We start from the raw sequence: 16,397 nt of genomic DNA on the forward strand, positions 1-16,397 counted from the left end.
CCAGGAGGAACCAACCAATGGACATCTACGCCGCGGTAGAGGGCAGCACCGCCGCCATCGGCTACGGTCTCGCGGCCATCGGCCCGGGCATCGGCGTGGGCCTGGTCTTCTCGGCCTACATCCAGTCGACCGCCCGCCAGCCGGAGTCGTCCCGGATGACCCTTCCGTACGTCTGGATCGGCTTCGCCGTCATCGAGGCCCTGGCGCTGCTGGGCATCGCGTTCGGCTTCATCTGGCAGGGCCAGCTCTAATCCAGCCCCCCTTCGACCGGGAGGTCTTCCATGTTCTTCCTCGCCGCTGAGGGTGGTGAGACGACCCACAACCCGATCATCCCTGTCTGGCAGGAGATCGTGGTCGGGCTGGTCGCCTTCGGTGTCCTCTGCTTCGTGCTGATGAAGTTCGTCTTCCCGCGCATGGAGCAGACGTTCCAGGCCCGGGTGGACGCGATCGAGGGCGGCATCAAGCGCGCCGAGGCCGCCCAGGCCGAGGCGAACCAGCTGCTCGAGCAGTACCGCGCCCAGCTCGCCGAGGCGCGTACCGACGCCGCCCGGATCCGGGACGACGCCCGGGCCGACGCCGAGGGCATCCGTCAGGACATCCTCGCCAAGGCGCGCGAGGAGTCCGACCGGGTCATCGCCGCCGGCAAGGAGCAGCTCCAGGCCGAGCGGGCCACCATCGTGCGCGAGCTGCGCGCCGAGATGGGCACCATCGCGGTGGACCTGGCCAGCAAGATCGTCGGTGAGTCGCTGGCCGACGAGGCGCGTCGCAAGGGCACCGTCGACCGGTTCCTGAGCGGTCTCGAGAGCACGGGGGCCCGCTGATGCAGGCCGCCAGCCGGGAGTCGTACGCCGCCGGGGTCGAACGCCTCGACGCGTACGTCCGCGGCGCGGAGCCGTCGGCGGTGGCCTCCACCGCCGACGACATCCTCTCCGTCGCCGCCCTGCTGCGGCGCGAGCCGCGGCTGCGCCGGGCGCTCTCCGACCCGGCCCGCTCCGGTGCGGACCGCACGGCCCTGCTGACCGGGATCCTCAGCGGCAAGGTCGGCGCGGAGGCGCTCGACCTGCTCGCCGCGCTGGTCGCCGGTCGCTGGTCGACCCCGTCGGAACTGCTCGACGGCGTCGAGCGGTTGGGTGTGGAGGCGCTCCTGGCGAGCGCCGACTCCGCCGGCGAGCTGGGTGAGGTCGAGGACGAGCTGTTCCGCTTCGGTCAGGTCGTCTCCGGCTCCGCCGAGCTGTCCAACGCGCTCTCCGACCCGATGGCCCCGGCCGAGCGGCGGTCCGGCCTCGCCGGCCAACTGCTCGACGGCAAGGCCCGGCCGGTCACCGTCCGTCTCGTCGAGGCCGCGCTCGCGGGCTTCGGGGGTCGCTCCTTCGGTGGCGCGCTCACCCGGCTGGTCGAGCTGGCCGCGGACCGGCGGGACCGTCAGGTCGCGTACGTGACCGTGGCGGCCCCGCTGACCGAGGAGGAGGAGCGACGCCTCGGTGCCCGCCTCTCCGGCATGTACGGTCGGGAGGTGTCCGTCAAGCAGACGGTCGACCCCGACGTGCTCGGCGGGGTGCGGGTACGGGTCGGCTCCGACCTGTACGACGGCACCGTCCTGCGCCGCCTCAACGAGACCCGCAACGCGCTCGCGAAGCGCTGACCAGCGTCTTGCAGCCCTGATTTCGACGCCATCGGACCGGTCGGTACCTGGTATCCCGGGCCCCTGAACTTTAAGGAAGCAGAGGATGGCCGAGCTGACCATCTCGACGGAGGAGATCCGCGGCGCCCTGGAGCGCTACGTCTCCTCCTACACGGCCGACGTCTCCCGTGAGGAGGTCGGCACCGTCGCCGACGCCGGCGACGGCATCGCCCACGTCGAGGGTCTGCCCTCGACCATGACCAACGAGCTCCTGGAGTTCGAGGACGGCACGCTCGGCGTGGCGCTGAACCTCGACGTGCGCGAGATCGGTGTCGTCGTCCTCGGCGACTTCGGCGGGATCGAAGAGGGTCAGCGCGTCAAGCGCACCGGCCGGGTGCTCTCCGTGCCGGTCGGTGACGCGTTCCTCGGCCGCGTGGTCAACGCGCTCGGCGAGCCGATCGACGCCATCGGCGACATCGCCAACGAGGGCTTCCGCGAGCTGGAGCTCCAGGCCCCGAACGTGATGGCCCGGCAGTCCGTCTTCGAGCCGCTGCAGACCGGCATCAAGGCCATCGACGCGATGACCCCGGTCGGCCGCGGCCAGCGTCAGCTGATCATCGGCGACCGGAAGACCGGCAAGACCACCGTCGCGCTGGACGCCATCCTGAACCAGCGGGACAACTGGCGCTCCGGCGACCCGACGAAGCAGGTCCGCTGCATCTACGTCGCGATCGGCCAGAAGGCCTCCACCATCGCCTCCATCAAGGGGACGTTGGAGGCGGCGGGCGCGATGGAGTACACCACCATCGTCGCCTCCCCGGCCTCCGACCCGGCCGGCTTCAAGTACCTCGCGCCCTACACCGGCTCGTCCATCGGACAGCACTGGATGTACGGCGGCAAGCACGTCCTGATCGTCTTCGACGACCTGAGCAAGCAGGCCGAGGCGTACCGGGCCGTGTCGCTGCTGCTGCGCCGCCCGCCGGGCCGTGAGGCGTACCCGGGTGACGTCTTCTACCTGCACTCCCGCCTGCTGGAGCGCTGCGCGAAGCTCTCCGACGAACTGGGCGGCGGCTCGATGACCGGCCTGCCGATCATCGAGACCAAGGCGAACGACATCTCGGCGTTCATCCCGACCAACGTCATCTCGATCACCGACGGTCAGATCTTCCTCGAGACCGACCTGTTCAACCAGGGCGTCCGGCCGGCCATCAACGTCGGCACCTCGGTCTCCCGGGTCGGCGGCGCCGCGCAGGTGAAGCCGATGAAGAAGGTCGCCGGCTCGCTGCGGCTCAACCTGGCCCAGTTCCGTGAGCTGGAGGCGTTCGCCGCCTTCGCCTCCGACCTGGACCGCGCCTCGCAGAACCAGCTCGCCCGTGGTTCCCGCCTGGTCGAGCTGCTCAAGCAGCCGAACTACTCGCCGTACCCGGTCAACGAGCAGGTCGTCTCCGTCTGGGCCGGCACCGAGGGCAAGCTGGACGACGTCCCGGTCGGCGAGGTCCGCCGCTTCGAGTCGGAGTTCCTCCAGTACCTCCGGCACAAGCACGAGGGCGTGCTGGCCTCGATCGCGGACAACAAGTGGGGCGACGACATCATCGCCTCGCTGGACTCGGCCATCGCCGAGTTCAAGCAGGTCTTCCTGGGCAAGGAGGACGAGGTCCGCGTCAACGACGCCCCGGCCGAGCCGCTGGAGGGTGAGCAGACCCGCGAGACGGTGACCCGCTTCCGCGACGGCACCACCGACCGCCCCGCCGAGAGCTGATCCGATGGCCGCCCAGGTACGCGTTCTCCGACAGCGGATCCGTTCCGCCAAGGGGATGAAGAAGATCACCAAGGCGATGGAGCTCGTCGCGACGAGCCGCATCGCCAAGGCCCAGGCCAAGGTGGCGGCCTCGCTGCCGTACGCCGAGGCGATCACCGGCGTGCTGACGGCGCTGGCCTCCAACGCGCGGATCGACCACCCGCTGCTCACCCCGCGTGAGCGGGTGCGGCGGGCGGGCGTCCTGCTGGTCACCGCCGACCGAGGTCTGGCCGGCGGGTACAGCTCGAACGCGATCCGGACCGCCGAGTCGCTGATCGCCCGGCTGCGCGCCGACGGCAAGGAGCCGGTGCTCTACGTCATCGGCCGCAAGGGCGTGGCGTTCTACCGGTTCCGCAACCGGGAGATCGCCGGGAGCTGGACGGGCTTCTCCGAGCAGCCGTCGTTCGACGACGCCCGCGAGGTCGGTGACACGCTGATCAAGGCGTTCACCGCCGGCGCGGACGACGCGGACGGCCACGCCGGGGCGGACGGGATCCTCGGCGTGGACGAGCTGCACATCGTCTACACCGAGTTCAAGTCCCTGATGACGCAGAACCCGGTGACCCGGATCGTCGGCCCGATGCAGGTCGAGGACCGGCCGCGGTCCGAGGGCCTGCTGCCGGCGTACGAGTTCGAGCCGGAGCCGGAGTCGCTGCTCGACGCGCTGCTGCCGAAGTACATCAACACGCGGATCTACGCGGCGTTGCTGGAGTCGGCGGCGAGCGAGTCGGCCGCCCGTCGGCGGGCGATGAAGAGCGCCACCGACAACGCCGAAGAGATGATCGAGAAGTACACGCGTGAGATGAACTCGGCCCGTCAGGCCGGGATCACCCAGGAGATCAGTGAGATCGTCGGCGGCGCGAACGCGCTGGCCGCGTCGGGAAGTGAAGTGTGATGACTGTATCCGCAGTGGAGACCAAGACGGCCACGGGTCGCGTGGTCCGGGTCATCGGCCCGGTCGTCGACGCCGAGTTCCCCCGCGACGCCATGCCGGGTCTGTTCAACGCCCTGCACGTCGACGTGACGCTCTCCGGCGGTGAGAAGACGCTGACCCTGGAGGTTGCCCAGCACCTGGGTGACAACCTGGTCCGCGCCATCTCCATGCAGCCGACCGACGGCCTGGTCCGTGGCGCCGACGTCCGGGACACCGGCGCGCCGATCAGCGTGCCGGTGGGCGACGCGGTCAAGGGCCACGTGTTCAACGCGATCGGCGAGTGCCTCAACCTCACCGAGGGCGAGACCATCCAGGCCGACGACCACTGGGGCATTCACCGCAAGGCTCCGGCCTTCGCGGACCTGGAGCCGAAGACCGAGATGCTGGAGACCGGCATCAAGGTCATCGACCTGCTCGCCCCGTACGTCAAGGGCGGCAAGATCGGCCTGTTCGGTGGTGCCGGCGTGGGCAAGACGGTGCTCATCCAGGAGATGATCACCCGGGTGGCCCGGAACTTCGGTGGTACCTCGGTCTTCGCCGGCGTGGGTGAGCGCACCCGCGAGGGCAACGACCTCATCGCCGAGATGACCGAGTCCGGCGTCATCGACAAGACCGCGCTGGTCTACGGCCAGATGGACGAGCCGCCGGGCACCCGGCTGCGGGTCGCGCTCTCCGCGCTCACCATGGCGGAGTACTTCCGCGACGTGAAGAAGCAGGAGGTGCTGCTCTTCATCGACAACATCTTCCGCTTCACCCAGGCCGGTTCCGAGGTCTCCACGCTGCTCGGCCGGATGCCGAGCGCGGTGGGTTACCAGCCGACCCTGGCCGACGAGATGGGCGAGCTCCAGGAGCGGATCACCTCCGTCCGGGGCCAGGCCATCACCTCGATGCAGGCGATCTACGTGCCCGCCGACGACTACACCGACCCGGCGCCGGCCACCACGTTCGCCCACCTCGACGCGACCACCAACCTGGAGCGGTCGATCTCCGACAAGGGCATCTACCCGGCCGTGGACCCGCTGGCGTCCTCGTCCCGGATCCTCGCCCCGGAGTTCGTCGGCGAGGACCACTTCGCCGTCGCCACCGAGGTGAAGCGGATCCTGCAGCGCTACAAGGACCTGCAGGACATCATCGCCATCCTGGGCATCGAGGAGCTCTCCGAGGAGGACAAGCTCACCGTCGGCCGCGCCCGCCGGATCGAGCGGTTCCTCTCGCAGAACACCTACGCCGCCGAGCAGTTCACCGGCGTGCCGGGCTCGACGGTCCCGATCGCGGAGACCATCGACGCCTTCCGCCGGATCAGCGAGGGGGAGTTCGACCACTTCCCGGAGCAGGCGTTCTTCATGTGCGGTGGCCTGGAGGACCTCAAGGCCAAGGCCGAGGAGCTGATGGGTGAGGAGGGCTGAGAGCCCGCTCACACCACGAAGGCCGTCCCGACACCTCGTCGGGGCGGCCTTCGCCTGTTCACGACCGGTCCCGTACCAGACGCCCGGTTGGCCGGCAAGCGGTTCGCCGAAGCGCGCGGTACCGTTCGTGACACGAATTCGCGTCACCGTCGTTGATCTCTGCAACGAAACGGACCCCTGCGCCCGTCTCCTCTTCGTGGGCGCGACGATAGGAGATGCTCGTGGGTAAGGGCGGCACGGACCGGGGCAAGCGGTCCATGTGGCGTGGCGTGCCGCGGTGGGCCCGGGTCAGCACCATCCTCGGCATCGTCATGATGGTGCTCAGTGGTTCGGTGCTGGTGGGCTACCACACTCTCGTCGCGCGCTACGAGGGCGCGGTCGGCAAGGGCGACCTCTTCGGCGACCAGGCGGCCGGCGCCACCGAGAAGAAGAGCGACATCAAGGGCCCGCTCAACATCCTGCTCGTCGGCATCGACCCCCGGACCTCGACGGCCCGCCCGCTCTCCGACTCGATCATGATCCTGCACGTGCCGGCCGGCATGGACCGCGGCTATCTCTTCTCGCTCCCGCGCGACCTGCGGGTGGACATCCCGGCCTTCCCGAAGGCCGACTACTCCGGCGGCACCGACCGGATCAACGCCGCCATGTCGCACGGCAGCAACGTGCCGGGCAAGAACCCGAGCGCCGCGCAGGGCTTCGAACTGCTCGCCAAGACCGTCCAGGGGGTCACCGGCATCAAGCGCTTCGACGCCGGCGCGATCATCAACTTCAGCGGGTTCAAGAAGATCGTGGACGCCATGGGCGGCGTCGACATGTACATCGAGCGCGACGTGAAGTCCGAGCACCTCCAGCCGGACGGCACGCCGCGCCAGCTCAAGCCGGGCGGGGGTGGCTACCTCGGCCCGCAGGCCCGGTACAAGAAGGGCAACGCCCACCTCACGGGCTGGCAGGCGCTGGACTACGTCCGGCAGCGCTACCCCAAGAACGGCGTGCCGGACGCGGACTACGGCCGGCAGCGGCACCAGCAGCAGTTCGTCAAGGCGATGGTGAGCCAGGCGTTCAGCGCCGACGTGGTGGCCAACCCGGTCAAGCTGGACCGGGTGCTGCGGGCCGCCGGGCAGTCGCTGGTCTTCAACGGCCGGGGCAACAGCGTCGTCGACTTCGGCCTCGCGCTCAAGGACATCCGTCCCGACGCCATCGAGACGATCAAGCTGCCCGGCGGGCCGATCGGGAGCGGCAGCGCCTACCGGGGCGAACAGCTCCTCGCCCCGGCCGACGACTTCTTCGCCGCCCTGCGTGCCGAGCAGTTGGACGCGTTCCTGCTGGAGCACCCCGACTTCAAGCAGAAGAGCCAGTAGCCTGAGCGGGTGCGGAGTGCCGTGGCCCGGCTCTCACCACCCGCGTTGGGTGGCGCCCGGGGGCGCGACTAGACTTTCGGCAATCCGCCGCCGCAGCAAGGAGACAGCGTGGCACAGCAGCTTCACGTCGAGCTCGTAGCCGTCGAGGAGAAGGTCTGGACCGGTGAGGCCGAGATGGTCGTCGCCCGGACGACCGAGGGTGAGCTCGGTGTGCTGCCGGGGCACGCGCCGCTGCTCGGCCAGCTCGCGGAGCCCAGCCAGGTGCGCATCAAGCAGGCCGGTGGCCAGCAGGTCGCGTACGACGTCGCCGGCGGCTTCCTGTCGGTCACCGGTGAGGGCGTGACCGTCCTCGCCGAGAGCGCCACCCCGGCCACTCCGGCCCGCTGAGCCGACCCGCCGATGGAGATCGTGGAAGGGATCGGAATCGGCGTCGCGGTCGTCGTCGTCGCGCTTCTGATCCTCTTCATCCGGCGGGCCCTGTTCACCCGTAGCGGGGGAATCATCCGGCTGAGCGTCCGGGTCACCACGATGCTCGACGGCCGTGGTTGGTCACCCGGCTTCGGCCGGTTCGCCGGCGATCAGCTCCGTTGGTACCGCATGTTCAGCTTCGCGCTCCGCCCGAAGCGGGTGCTCTCCCGCAAGGGGCTGGCGGTGGAGCGCCGCCGCCTGCCTGAGGGGCAGGAGCGCCTCTCCATGCCGGCCGACTGGGTGATCCTGCGCTGCACCAGCGACCATGCTCCGGTCGAGATCGCCATGGCGCGATCCACGGTGACCGGCTTCCTCTCCTGGCTCGAGGCCGCCCCTCCGGGGGCGGCCTCGCCACGTCTGGCCTCCCAGGACTGGCCCGCCGCCTGACGGCCCCCCGTCCCCGCCCCGCCCCCCGCACTGCTGCGCCGATCATGCAGTTGCTGCCCGCCCATAAGGCACAAAAGCGGCGTTACGCGGGCAGCAAGTGCAAGATCGGCGAGCCGGGGTGTCGAGGAGTCGCGCTCGGGTGTCCCCGACTGGGGCGGGATGGGTGGGGTGTCCGGTTTCGGGGTGGTGGGCGGCACGCTGGCGGTGGAATGGGTCGGGGGGTCGCGGCGTTGTATCCCGGTGCACGGCCGAGGAAGGCAAGCGCCCCCGCGCCGCCCCCGCCCGGGAATGACGGTGGACCCCCGGTCGTTACACACAGTTCCGGCGCCGCGTCGAGGCCCCCGCCCCGCGAGCAGCCAAGGCTTTTCTTGTGCGCCTGACGGTGCCCGCACCCCCCGGTGCGTTGACCCCTGAATGGAGCCCTCGCCATGAACACGATGCTGCGTAAGAGTGTGCTGGGTATTGCTGGTCTGGCTTTCACCGGTGGTGTGTTTGCCGGTCCGATCGCCGGTCACGTCGAGTCCGCGCACGCCGCCACCGCCAGCAAGCCGGTCACGGCCGTGGCGGGTGTGCAGGGTGAGCAGTCGACGATCAGCCTGAACGGCGAGCAGACGGCCAACGTGAAGGCGATCATCGCGGCGACGAAGAAGGCCGGGCTGCCGGAGCGGGCGGCGGTGGTCTCGATCGCGACGGCGTTGCAGGAGTCGAAGCTGGAGAACCTGGGCCACCTCGGCGACCGTAACGACCACGACTCGCTGGGTCTGTTCCAGCAGCGTCCGTCCTCGGGTTGGGGCACGCCGGAGCAGATCACCGACCCGGAGTACTCGACGCTTGCGTTCCTGAAGGGGTTGAAGCAGGTCGACGGCTGGCAGGACATGCCGGTGACCCAGGCCGCGCAGACGGTGCAGGTGTCGGCCTACCCGGACGCGTACGCCCAGTGGGAGAAGCAGGCCACCGACCTGGTCAACAAGCACTGGAACAGCTAAGACGCCACGAAGGCCGGCACCCCGGACAGGGGTGCCGGCCTTCAGCGGCTCACCGGTCGACGGCAGTGGTAGACCAGGGCCGGTGGCAGGTTCGCCCAGACCGTCCGCCCGATCGTCACCTCATCGAACGCGCCGGTCAGCAGGCGTCGGAAGCGGCGGGCGGGCCGGGTCGCGAGCGCGTGCCGGTACGCGAACGTGGTGAACACGCCACTCGGCCGCAGCGCCGCCCGCACCGCGTCGAGCACGGCGAGCTGCCGCCCGGCGCCGAAGGCCGCCCAGGGCAGTCCGCTCACCACCACGTCGGCGGCGGGAAGGTGCCGCTCGGTCAACACCCGGTCGAGGGTGGCCGCGTCGGCGCGTACCACCTCGACGGCGGCGTGACGACGGGCCAGCGCGGCGGCGAAGCTCGGGTTGAGTTCGACCGCCAGGTGCTGGCCGCGCCCGGCCAGCCGCTGCTGGATGGCCCGGGTGAAGGCGCCGGTGCCGGGGCCCAGCTCCACCACCAGCGGATGCCCGTTGCGGGGCACGGCGGCGGTGATGTCCCGGGCGAGGACCGACCCGCTCGGCAGCACCGCGCCGGTGGCGAACGGGTGCCGGGCGAACTGGCCGAGGAAGGTGGGGGCGTCGCTGATCATGCCGACCGACGGTAGGCGCGCGGACGCCGCCCGGGTCTCGTGCGGCGGGCCGGTACACCGGCCAGTCGGAGGAGGGGCGCCGGCCGGTGGAAGGGCTGGCCGCCGCGTCCGGCTCCGTATGGTGGCCGCATGGGGGGCAGGCGGTGGATCCGGTGGCCCGAGCTGCTGCTCGGGCTCGGCACGGCCACGCTGGGGCTGATCAGCACCCGGATCGTCATCCCCGGCATTCCGCGCGAGGCGTGGGCGGGGGTCTTCGCGGTGCTCACCGGCCTGGTCCTGGTGGGCGTCCGGCGCTGGCCGTGGCCGGTGCTGCTCGCCACGTCGGCGCTGCTGTTGGTGGCCGACGCGGTGACGGTGACCGGCGCGGACACCGCCCAGTTCGCCGCCGCGGTCGCGTTGGGCTACGTCGCGTACCGGTCGAGCTGGCCGGCCACGGCCGCCGGGTACGCGCTCCTGCTGACCGTGACGCTGATCAACGTGATCGACCCGGGCAACGCGGAGGTCCTCCGCGGCGGTGTCGGCGTGTTGCGGCTGGTGATGCTGGCCGGGATCGCCGCCGCGCCGGTGGCGTTCGGCCGCTACCTCAGCGGGGTGCGCCAGGCCGCCCGCGCGGCCGAGGAGCGGGCCCGGGAGGCGGAGGAGCGGCGGGCGGCGGAGACCCGGATGGTCCGGCTGACCGAGCGCACCGCGATCGCCCGGGATCTGCACGACATCGTCGCGCACCACGTCGCGGCGATCGCGCTGCGGGCCGGTGCCGCCCGGTACGCGGTGCAGCACACCGGCCGCCCCGACGAGGCGGTGTTGGCGCTCGACGAGCTGCGGGACACCGCCGGCCAGGTGCTGGACGAGCTGCGGGAACTGTTGGAGGTGCTCCGTGACCCGGACGCGGTGGTGCCGGCCGAGACGTCCGTCGATCCGGCGCAGGTGATCCGGGACGCGGCCCGGCGGGTGCGGGAGGCCGGCCTGGCGGTGCAGGTGCGGATGCCCGAGGTGCTGCACATGCCGCTGGTGGGAGGCACGACCGCGGCCCGGGTGGTGCAGGAGGCGCTGACCAACAGCCTGAAGCACGCCGGGCCGGGCGCGGTCGTCTCGGTCGACGTCCAGGTGACCGCCGGCGCGTTGCTGATCGAGGTGTGGGACAGCGGCCCGGCGCGTCCGGGCCCCCGGTTGCCGGCCTCGGGGCACGGGCTGCGGGGCATGCGGGAGCGGGTGGGCCTGCTCGGTGGGACGCTCGTCGCGGGTGGCACGGAGGGTGGCGGCTGGCGGGTCCGGGTACGGCTGCCGATCAGGGAGAACGAATGATCAGAGTGTTGGTGGTGGACGACCAGACGCTGGTCCGGGCCGGGGTGGGCCTGGTGCTGCGGACGGCCGGGGGCTTCGAGGTGGTGGGCGAGGCCGGCGACGGCCACGAGGCGGTCCGGCTCGCCGAGCGGCTACGGCCGGACGTCATCCTGATGGACCTGCGGATGCCCCGGCTGGACGGCATCGAGGCGACCCGGCGGATCCTGCGGCAGCAGCCGGCGGCCCGGGTGCTGGTGCTGACCACGTTCGCGGACGACGCGAACGTCTACGGGGCGCTCGGCGCGGGCGCGCAGGGCTACCTGGTGAAGGACGGCGCCCCGGAGGAGCTGGTCGACGCGGTGCGGCGGGCCGCCCAGGGTGAGCCGCTGCTCGCCCCGCCGGTGCTGGCCCGGGTGCTGCGCCGCGCGCTCGCCGCGCACGACCGCGACCGTACCCCCGATCCGGCCGTCGCGGGGCTCGGTCTGCTCAGCCCGCGGGAGCGGGAGGTGCTGGCGCTGGTCGGGGCGGGACTGTCGAACGCGGAGATCGCCGCCCGGCTGCACCTCGGCGTGACCACGGTGAAGACGCACGTCTCGGCCGCGATGGAGAAGCTGGAACTGCGGAACCGGGTGCAGGCCGCGGTGGTGGCGCACCGGCTCGGTCTGGTCGACGACGGGTTCAACCCGGTGCCGGATCCGGGTGGACCCTAGGGCCACGACCGGCCACCCGGAGGACCCGCCCCGGCCGCGGGCAGGACGTCACCGGCCGACGCCGCGACGACGCTGGTAGGCATGACCTTCCTGGATTCCCTGGTGGACCGGCTCGACACCCTGCCGCCGGGCCTCCTGCTGCTGGTCGCGGCGGCGGTGCTCGCCGGTGAGGTGGGGCTGCTGGCCGGGCTGGTGCTGCCGGCCGCGACCACCATGCTGACGGTCGGCCTGCTGGCCCGTGCCGGCCGTGTCGACCTGGGCGCCGCGCTGGCGGTGACCACCACCGCCGCGTTCGTCGGGGACCAGCTCGGCTATCTGGAGGGGCGGCTGCTCGGCCCCCGCCTGCGTGGTGGGCCGGTCGGCCGGTGGGTGGGGGAAGCTCGCTGGCGGCGGGCCGAGGCGCTGGTCGCCGCCCGGGGCGGGACCGCGGTGCTGCTGGGTCGCTGGACCGCGTTCGTCCGCACGCTGGTGCCCCGGGTGGCCGGGGCGGCCGGGCTGCCGTACCGCCGGTTCGTGCTCTTCGACGGCCTGGCGGTCGTCGTCTGGGTGCCCGGCACGGTGCTGGTGGGCTGGGCGGCCGGCGGACTGCCGGCCGGTCTCCCGGCCGCCGCCGGGGTGGCGGTGGTGGTGGCGGTCGCGCTCGCGGTGGCGTTCCGGCGTCTGCGGGTACGCCGACGGCGCGCGGCCCGCCGCGCCTGTTCCGGGCCGGTGCCGGCGCGGGCGGGCGGCACCCGCCGCCGGCCGGGTTCCCGCCGTCCGGGGGCGGGCCGGACCGCGCCCGTCCGGCGGGGCGCGGTCGACCGCTGCTGACCCGGCCGGCCGCGCCCCGCCGGAATCCGGTCACCGGGTACGACTGGCTGCCGTCAGGTCGGGTATGCGGGCCTGCGCGTGGTGCGGCCCGCTGACGGTCAGCGCTTCCCGCCCGGCACCCATAGCACATCGCCGCCCGGATTGGCCGTTCTTGACAGGATAAAGAGCAGATCGGAGAGCCGGTTGAGATACTTTGCCGGGAGCGTGCTGGTCCGATCGGGGTCGTGCGCGACCAACGCCCATGCCGCACGCTCGGCGCGCCGGGCGGTCGTCCGTGCCACGTGCAGCAGCGCCGCGCCCGCGGTGCCGCCGGGGAGGATGAAGGAGTCGAGCTTGCCCAGGCGTGCGTTGAACTCGTCGCACCAGCCCTCGAGGCGCTCGACGTACTCCTCGGTGACCCGCAGCGGCGGGTACTCCGGGTCCGGCTCGACCGGTGTCGCCAGGTCCGCGCCGACGTCGAACATGTCGTTCTGCACGGACTCCAGCACCCCCCGCAGCTCGTCCGGGAGCTGCCCCAGGGCGAGCGCGACGCCGATCGAGGCGTTGCACTCGTCGACGTCCGCGTACGCGGCGATCCGCGGATCGGTCTTCGGCACCTGCTCGTTGTTGCTCAGCCTGGTCATGCCGGCGTCGCCGGCCTTGGTGTAGATGCGCGTGAGGTGGACGGCCATGACGCACAGCCTACGGATACCGGACCTGACCATCCCGGTACGGCCCGACCGGCCGACCGCGGTGGGGCCGGGTGACGCCGGCGACCCGGCGGTCAGCGACGTCGACGTCATCCGGGTACGCGGGGACGCCCGGCTGGCCGGCACCGTGCACGTGGTGGGTGCGAAGAACTCGGCGTTGAAGCTGATGGCCGCCGCGCTGCTCGCGCCCGGCCGCAGCGTGATCACCAACGTGCCCCGGATCACCGACATCGCGATCATGGGTGAGGTGCTGCGCCGGCTCGGCTGCGGCGTACGCTTCGGCCCCGACGACCCGGTCGACCCGATGGTCGCCGGCGGCGGCCGGGAGCGGTCCCGCTCGGTCGTCATCGACGTGCCCGAGCGGCCGGGCGCGGAGGCCGACTACGACCTGGTCCGCCGGCTGCGCGCGTCGATCTGCGTGCTCGGCCCGCTGCTGGCGCGGCGCGGGCACGTCCGGGTGGCCCACCCCGGCGGCGACGCGATCGGCTCGCGCGGCCTGGACATGCACATCGCCGGGCTGGCCCGGATGGGCGCGGACATCTCCGGTGAGCACGGCTTCGTCATCGCCGAGGCGCCCGACGGGCTGCACGGCGCGGACATCGTGCTGGACTTCCCGAGCGTGGGCGCCACCGAGAACCTGGTGATGGCGGCGGTGCTGGCCCGGGGCACCACGACGATCGACAACGCGGCCCGGGAGCCGGAGATCGTCGACATCTGCACCATGCTGAACCGGATGGGCGCCCGGATCTCCGGCGCCGGTTCCTCGACGGTGCAGATCGTCGGCGTGCCCGACCTGCGCCCGGTGCGGCACGCCACGGTGGGGGACCGGATCGTGGCCGGCACCTGGGCGTTCGCCGCCGCGATGACCCGCGGCGACGTCACCGTGACCGGCCTCGACCCGGCCTACCTGGAGGTCGCGCTGGACAAGCTGGTCTCGGCCGGCGGCCTGGTGGAGACGCGCGGCGACGCGTTCCGGGTCCGGATGGACGACCGGCCGGCGGCGGTGGACGTGGTCACGCTGCCCTATCCGGGCTTCGCCACCGACCTGCTGCCGATGGCGATCGGGCTGGCCGCGGTGAGCCACGGCGGCTCCCTGATCACGGAGAACATCTTCGACGGCCGGTTCATGTTCGCCAACGAGATGATGCGGCTCGGCGCGGAGATCCGCACCGACGGCCATCACGCCCTGGTCTGCGGCCGGGAGCGGCTCTCCGGCGCCCCGGTCCGGGCCACCGACATCCGGGCCGGCGCCGGCCTGATCATCGCCGGGCTGTGCGCGGACGGGCTCACCGAGGTCTCGCACGTGCACCACGTCGACCGGGGCTACCCGGACTTCGTGGCGGACCTGCGGGCGCTCGGCGTCGAGGTGGAGCGGGGCACCGCGCCGGAGGAACCGGACCTGGCCATCTGACGGTCCTTATCCCTCGTTAAGTAGGGTTCTCCCAGACGTTGTAGGAAACGGGCGAGGGAGAAGCAGATGGCGGGTCGACTCGCGGTCGTCGGTGCCGGGCTGATGGGCTCGGGCATCGCCCAGGTGGCGGCGCAGGCGGGCTGGCAGGTGACGCTGCGCGACGTCGACGACGCGGCCACGAAGCGGGGCGTCGACGGCATCCGGAAGTCGCTGGCGAAGTTCGCCGAGAAGGGCAAGATCGAGGCGTCCGACGTCGAGGCGACGCTGGCCCGGATCACCCCGACCACCGAGCTGGAGGCGGCGGCCGACGCGGACATCGTGGTCGAGGCGGTCTTCGAGAAGATCGAGATCAAGCACGAGGTGTTCCGCGCGCTGGACAAGATCTGCAAGGCGGACGCGGTGCTGGCCACCAACACCTCGGCCATCCCGGTCACCCAGATCGCCACCGCCACGCAGCGTCCGGAGTCGGTGGTCGGTACCCACTTCTTCTCGCCGGTGCCGATGATGAAGCTCTGCGAGCTGGTCCGGGGCTACAAGACCGCCGACGCGACCATGGACGCCGCCCGGTCGTTCGCCGAGGAGATCGGCAAGACCGTCGTGGTGGTCAACCGGGACATCGCCGGTTTCGTCACCACCCGGCTGATCTGCGCGCTGGCGATGGAGGCGGTCAAGCTGGTGGAGGCCGGCGTGATCTCCGCCGAGGATCTGGACACCGCCTGCAAGCTGGGCTTCGGGCACGCCATGGGCCCGCTGGCCACGGTCGACCTGACCGGCGTGGACGTGCTGCTCAACGCCACCCGCAACATCTACACCGACACGGCGGACGAGAAGTTCTTCCCGCCGGAGCTGCTCCAGCGCATGGCCACCGCCGGTGACCTGGGCCGCAAGTCCGGCCAGGGCTTCTACCCGTACTGAGTCGTGCGGACCGCCCCCGGCCCGTGCCGGCCGGGGGCGGCTCACGGCCGGGGCGGGGTGAGGGCGCCGCCGATCAGCGCGAACGCGTCCGGGATGACGGTGCCCCAGTAGCCGAAGTTGTGCCGCCCGTCGGCCCAGGCCGCGCGTACCGGGCGTTCGGGCAGCACCCGGGCCAACGCGCGGACGTCCTTCAGGAAGTTGTCCTGCCGGCCGCACCAGAGCCCGACCGGTGTGCCGCGCAGCCTGTCGACGCCGGTGAAGACCGCGTCGCCGCGGCTGACCGCCGGTGAGAAGGCCGCGACCATCCGCGCCCAGTCCGGGTACGTCTCGGCGAGCAGCAGCGCCCCGAAGCCCCCCATCGACCAGCCCCAGACGGCCAGCCGGCTGCTGTCGAAGCCGCGCCGGGCGCACCAGGCGGGCACCTCCTCGCGCACCATCCGCTGCGGGTCGTCGTTGCCCGACGGGCGCCAGGAGAGTCGGCCGCCGGTGGCGCCGGCGAGCGCGAACGGCGGTGCGCCGCGGCGTACCGCCTCGGTGAGGAAACGGGCCAGCCCGAACCGGCCGTAGTCGCGCGGGGTGGCGGAGGCGCCGTGCAGGACCAGGCAGACGGGCAGGCCGCGACCGTCGCCGTACCCCTCGGGCACGGCGGTCCAGAAGTCCACCTCCCGGCCCCGGGCCGCGGAGGCGATCCGGATCAGCCGTTCGTCGCCGGCCGGCGCGTCCGGCAGGGCGGGTCCGGGCCCGGGGCGGGGCTCGGCGAGCTGCCGGGCGGCCAGGCCGCCGACCAGGCCGGCGCCGGCGATCCCACCGGCGGCGGTCAGCACCGTCCGCCGGCTCAGCGTGCGTCCCATGCCGGCGAGTGTGCCACCCCCGGTGTAAGGAGGGGCCCCCGCTTAACGCCTCGGCGGGCGCGCGAGCCGAAGCCCGACGCCCCCCCGGTCGGGCCCGCGGCCGCGGCCCAGCAGCCGGCCACCCCCGCCAAACCCCA

At 72.3% G+C, this 16,397-nt stretch carries 18 protein-coding genes; 15 read left to right on the top strand and 3 right to left on the bottom strand.

Annotated elements, in window-relative coordinates; all coding sequences use genetic code 11:
* The first annotated feature begins 17 nt into the window (after positions 1–17).
* The 10 genes from ACZ6O5_RS25490 to ACZ6O5_RS25535 all read left to right on the top strand — a co-directional run bounded on the left by ACZ6O5_RS25490 (position 18) and on the right by ACZ6O5_RS25535 (position 8,958).
* Entirely contained in the window at positions 18–251 is a 234-nt protein-coding gene (locus tag ACZ6O5_RS25490) for an ATP synthase F0 subunit C (protein ID WP_091571232.1), read from the top strand.
* A gap of 30 nt (positions 252–281) precedes the next feature.
* On the top strand, positions 282–821 hold the full coding sequence (locus tag ACZ6O5_RS25495; RefSeq protein WP_465980261.1) for a F0F1 ATP synthase subunit B: 540 nt from the start codon (positions 282–284) through the stop codon (positions 819–821).
* The gene (locus ACZ6O5_RS25500; protein WP_465980262.1) at positions 821–1,642 is read left to right on the top strand and encodes a F0F1 ATP synthase subunit delta; all 822 of its coding nucleotides are present in this window, start codon (positions 821–823) and stop codon (positions 1,640–1,642) included. The genes ACZ6O5_RS25495 and ACZ6O5_RS25500 overlap by 1 nt, the downstream gene beginning before the upstream one ends.
* An 85-nt stretch (positions 1,643–1,727) precedes the next feature.
* Positions 1,728–3,380, top strand: coding sequence for a F0F1 ATP synthase subunit alpha (atpA, locus tag ACZ6O5_RS25505; protein WP_465980263.1), 1,653 nt, complete (start codon positions 1,728–1,730; stop codon positions 3,378–3,380).
* A 4-nt stretch (positions 3,381–3,384) separates the two neighbouring features.
* The gene (locus ACZ6O5_RS25510; RefSeq protein ID WP_107156996.1) at positions 3,385–4,314 is read left to right on the top strand and encodes a F0F1 ATP synthase subunit gamma; all 930 of its coding nucleotides are present in this window, start codon (positions 3,385–3,387) and stop codon (positions 4,312–4,314) included.
* The gene (gene atpD, locus ACZ6O5_RS25515) at positions 4,314–5,759 is read left to right on the top strand and encodes a F0F1 ATP synthase subunit beta (protein WP_107156997.1); all 1,446 of its coding nucleotides are present in this window, start codon (positions 4,314–4,316) and stop codon (positions 5,757–5,759) included. Before ACZ6O5_RS25510 ends, atpD begins: the two co-directional genes overlap by 1 nt.
* 215 nt (positions 5,760–5,974) lie before the next feature.
* On the top strand, positions 5,975–7,117 hold the full coding sequence (locus ACZ6O5_RS25520) for an LCP family protein (protein ID WP_405090986.1): 1,143 nt from the start codon (positions 5,975–5,977) through the stop codon (positions 7,115–7,117).
* Positions 7,118–7,225: 108 nt separating this feature from the next.
* Complete coding sequence (locus tag ACZ6O5_RS25525; RefSeq protein ID WP_047893558.1) at positions 7,226–7,504, top strand: F0F1 ATP synthase subunit epsilon; 279 nt, start codon at positions 7,226–7,228, stop codon at positions 7,502–7,504.
* A gap of 12 nt (positions 7,505–7,516) precedes the next feature.
* The gene (locus ACZ6O5_RS25530) at positions 7,517–7,972 is read left to right on the top strand and encodes a DUF2550 domain-containing protein (protein ID WP_425786159.1); all 456 of its coding nucleotides are present in this window, start codon (positions 7,517–7,519) and stop codon (positions 7,970–7,972) included.
* Between the two features lie 428 nt (positions 7,973–8,400).
* Positions 8,401–8,958, top strand: a complete 558-nt coding sequence (locus ACZ6O5_RS25535) for a hypothetical protein (RefSeq protein ID WP_465977190.1) — start codon at positions 8,401–8,403, stop codon at positions 8,956–8,958.
* Positions 8,959–8,999: 41 nt separating this feature from the next.
* Here the strand turns inward: ACZ6O5_RS25535 and ACZ6O5_RS25540 are convergent, their stop codons facing one another.
* On the bottom strand, positions 9,000–9,593 hold the full coding sequence (locus ACZ6O5_RS25540) for a class I SAM-dependent methyltransferase (RefSeq protein WP_465980264.1): 594 nt from the start codon (positions 9,591–9,593) through the stop codon (positions 9,000–9,002).
* A 129-nt stretch (positions 9,594–9,722) separates the two neighbouring features.
* Here ACZ6O5_RS25540 and ACZ6O5_RS25545 point away from each other — a divergent pair, with 129 nt between their 5' ends.
* The 3 genes from ACZ6O5_RS25545 (at position 9,723) to ACZ6O5_RS25555 (ending at position 12,394) form a co-directional block, all read left to right on the top strand.
* Positions 9,723–10,895: a sensor histidine kinase gene (locus ACZ6O5_RS25545; protein WP_465980265.1), complete on the top strand. Its 1,173-nt coding sequence runs from the start codon at positions 9,723–9,725 to the stop codon at positions 10,893–10,895.
* Entirely contained in the window at positions 10,892–11,584 is a 693-nt protein-coding gene (locus tag ACZ6O5_RS25550) for a response regulator (RefSeq protein WP_281937587.1), read from the top strand. The genes ACZ6O5_RS25545 and ACZ6O5_RS25550 overlap by 4 nt, the downstream gene beginning before the upstream one ends.
* Before the next feature lie 81 nt (positions 11,585–11,665).
* Positions 11,666–12,394, top strand: a complete 729-nt coding sequence (locus ACZ6O5_RS25555; protein ID WP_465980266.1) for a DedA family protein — start codon at positions 11,666–11,668, stop codon at positions 12,392–12,394.
* A gap of 98 nt (positions 12,395–12,492) precedes the next feature.
* On the opposite strand, the gene ACZ6O5_RS25560 is transcribed toward ACZ6O5_RS25555, so the two are convergent.
* Positions 12,493–13,065, bottom strand: coding sequence for a cob(I)yrinic acid a,c-diamide adenosyltransferase (locus tag ACZ6O5_RS25560; protein WP_107157005.1), 573 nt, complete (start codon positions 13,063–13,065; stop codon positions 12,493–12,495).
* On the opposite strand from ACZ6O5_RS25560, the gene murA reads away from it, so the two are divergent.
* Both murA and ACZ6O5_RS25570 read left to right on the top strand, forming a co-directional pair.
* The gene (gene murA / locus ACZ6O5_RS25565) at positions 13,064–14,494 is read left to right on the top strand and encodes a UDP-N-acetylglucosamine 1-carboxyvinyltransferase (RefSeq protein WP_431932680.1); all 1,431 of its coding nucleotides are present in this window, start codon (positions 13,064–13,066) and stop codon (positions 14,492–14,494) included. The genes ACZ6O5_RS25560 and murA overlap by 2 nt on opposite strands.
* 66 nt (positions 14,495–14,560) lie before the next feature.
* Positions 14,561–15,409 (top strand): 3-hydroxyacyl-CoA dehydrogenase family protein, encoded by an 849-nt coding sequence (locus ACZ6O5_RS25570; RefSeq protein ID WP_465980267.1) that lies wholly within the window; start codon positions 14,561–14,563, stop codon positions 15,407–15,409.
* 41 nt (positions 15,410–15,450) lie between these two features.
* On the opposite strand, the gene ACZ6O5_RS25575 is transcribed toward ACZ6O5_RS25570, so the two are convergent.
* Positions 15,451–16,260: an alpha/beta hydrolase gene (locus ACZ6O5_RS25575; RefSeq protein ID WP_465980268.1), complete on the bottom strand. Its 810-nt coding sequence runs from the start codon at positions 16,258–16,260 to the stop codon at positions 15,451–15,453.
* Positions 16,261–16,397 lie beyond the last annotated feature (137 nt).

It is taken from the genome of Micromonospora sp. NPDC049201 (assembly GCF_055586805.1).

Bases quoted from the DNA above. Each gene is read 5' to 3' on its own strand.
- ACZ6O5_RS25490 (WP_091571232.1), top strand. From the start codon at position 18: ATGGACATCTACGCCGCGGTAGAGGGCAGCACCGCCGCCATCGGCTAC.
- ACZ6O5_RS25495 (WP_465980261.1), top strand. From the start codon at position 282: ATGTTCTTCCTCGCCGCTGAGGGTGGTGAGACGACCCACAACCCGATC.
- ACZ6O5_RS25500 (WP_465980262.1), top strand. From the start codon at position 821: ATGCAGGCCGCCAGCCGGGAGTCGTACGCCGCCGGGGTCGAACGCCTC.
- atpA (WP_465980263.1), top strand. From the start codon at position 1,728: ATGGCCGAGCTGACCATCTCGACGGAGGAGATCCGCGGCGCCCTGGAG.
- ACZ6O5_RS25510 (WP_107156996.1), top strand. From the start codon at position 3,385: ATGGCCGCCCAGGTACGCGTTCTCCGACAGCGGATCCGTTCCGCCAAG.
- atpD (WP_107156997.1), top strand. From the start codon at position 4,314: ATGACTGTATCCGCAGTGGAGACCAAGACGGCCACGGGTCGCGTGGTC.
- ACZ6O5_RS25520 (WP_405090986.1), top strand. From the start codon at position 5,975: ATGCTCGTGGGTAAGGGCGGCACGGACCGGGGCAAGCGGTCCATGTGG.
- ACZ6O5_RS25530 (WP_425786159.1), top strand. From the start codon at position 7,517: ATGGAGATCGTGGAAGGGATCGGAATCGGCGTCGCGGTCGTCGTCGTC.
- ACZ6O5_RS25535 (WP_465977190.1), top strand. From the start codon at position 8,401: ATGAACACGATGCTGCGTAAGAGTGTGCTGGGTATTGCTGGTCTGGCT.
- ACZ6O5_RS25540 (WP_465980264.1), bottom strand. From the start codon at position 9,593: ATGATCAGCGACGCCCCCACCTTCCTCGGCCAGTTCGCCCGGCACCCG.
- ACZ6O5_RS25545 (WP_465980265.1), top strand. From the start codon at position 9,723: ATGGGGGGCAGGCGGTGGATCCGGTGGCCCGAGCTGCTGCTCGGGCTC.
- ACZ6O5_RS25550 (WP_281937587.1), top strand. From the start codon at position 10,892: ATGATCAGAGTGTTGGTGGTGGACGACCAGACGCTGGTCCGGGCCGGG.
- ACZ6O5_RS25555 (WP_465980266.1), top strand. From the start codon at position 11,666: ATGACCTTCCTGGATTCCCTGGTGGACCGGCTCGACACCCTGCCGCCG.
- murA (WP_431932680.1), top strand. From the start codon at position 13,064: ATGACGCACAGCCTACGGATACCGGACCTGACCATCCCGGTACGGCCC.
- ACZ6O5_RS25560 (WP_107157005.1), bottom strand. From the start codon at position 13,065: ATGGCCGTCCACCTCACGCGCATCTACACCAAGGCCGGCGACGCCGGC.
- ACZ6O5_RS25570 (WP_465980267.1), top strand. From the start codon at position 14,561: ATGGCGGGTCGACTCGCGGTCGTCGGTGCCGGGCTGATGGGCTCGGGC.
- ACZ6O5_RS25575 (WP_465980268.1), bottom strand. From the start codon at position 16,260: ATGGGACGCACGCTGAGCCGGCGGACGGTGCTGACCGCCGCCGGTGGG.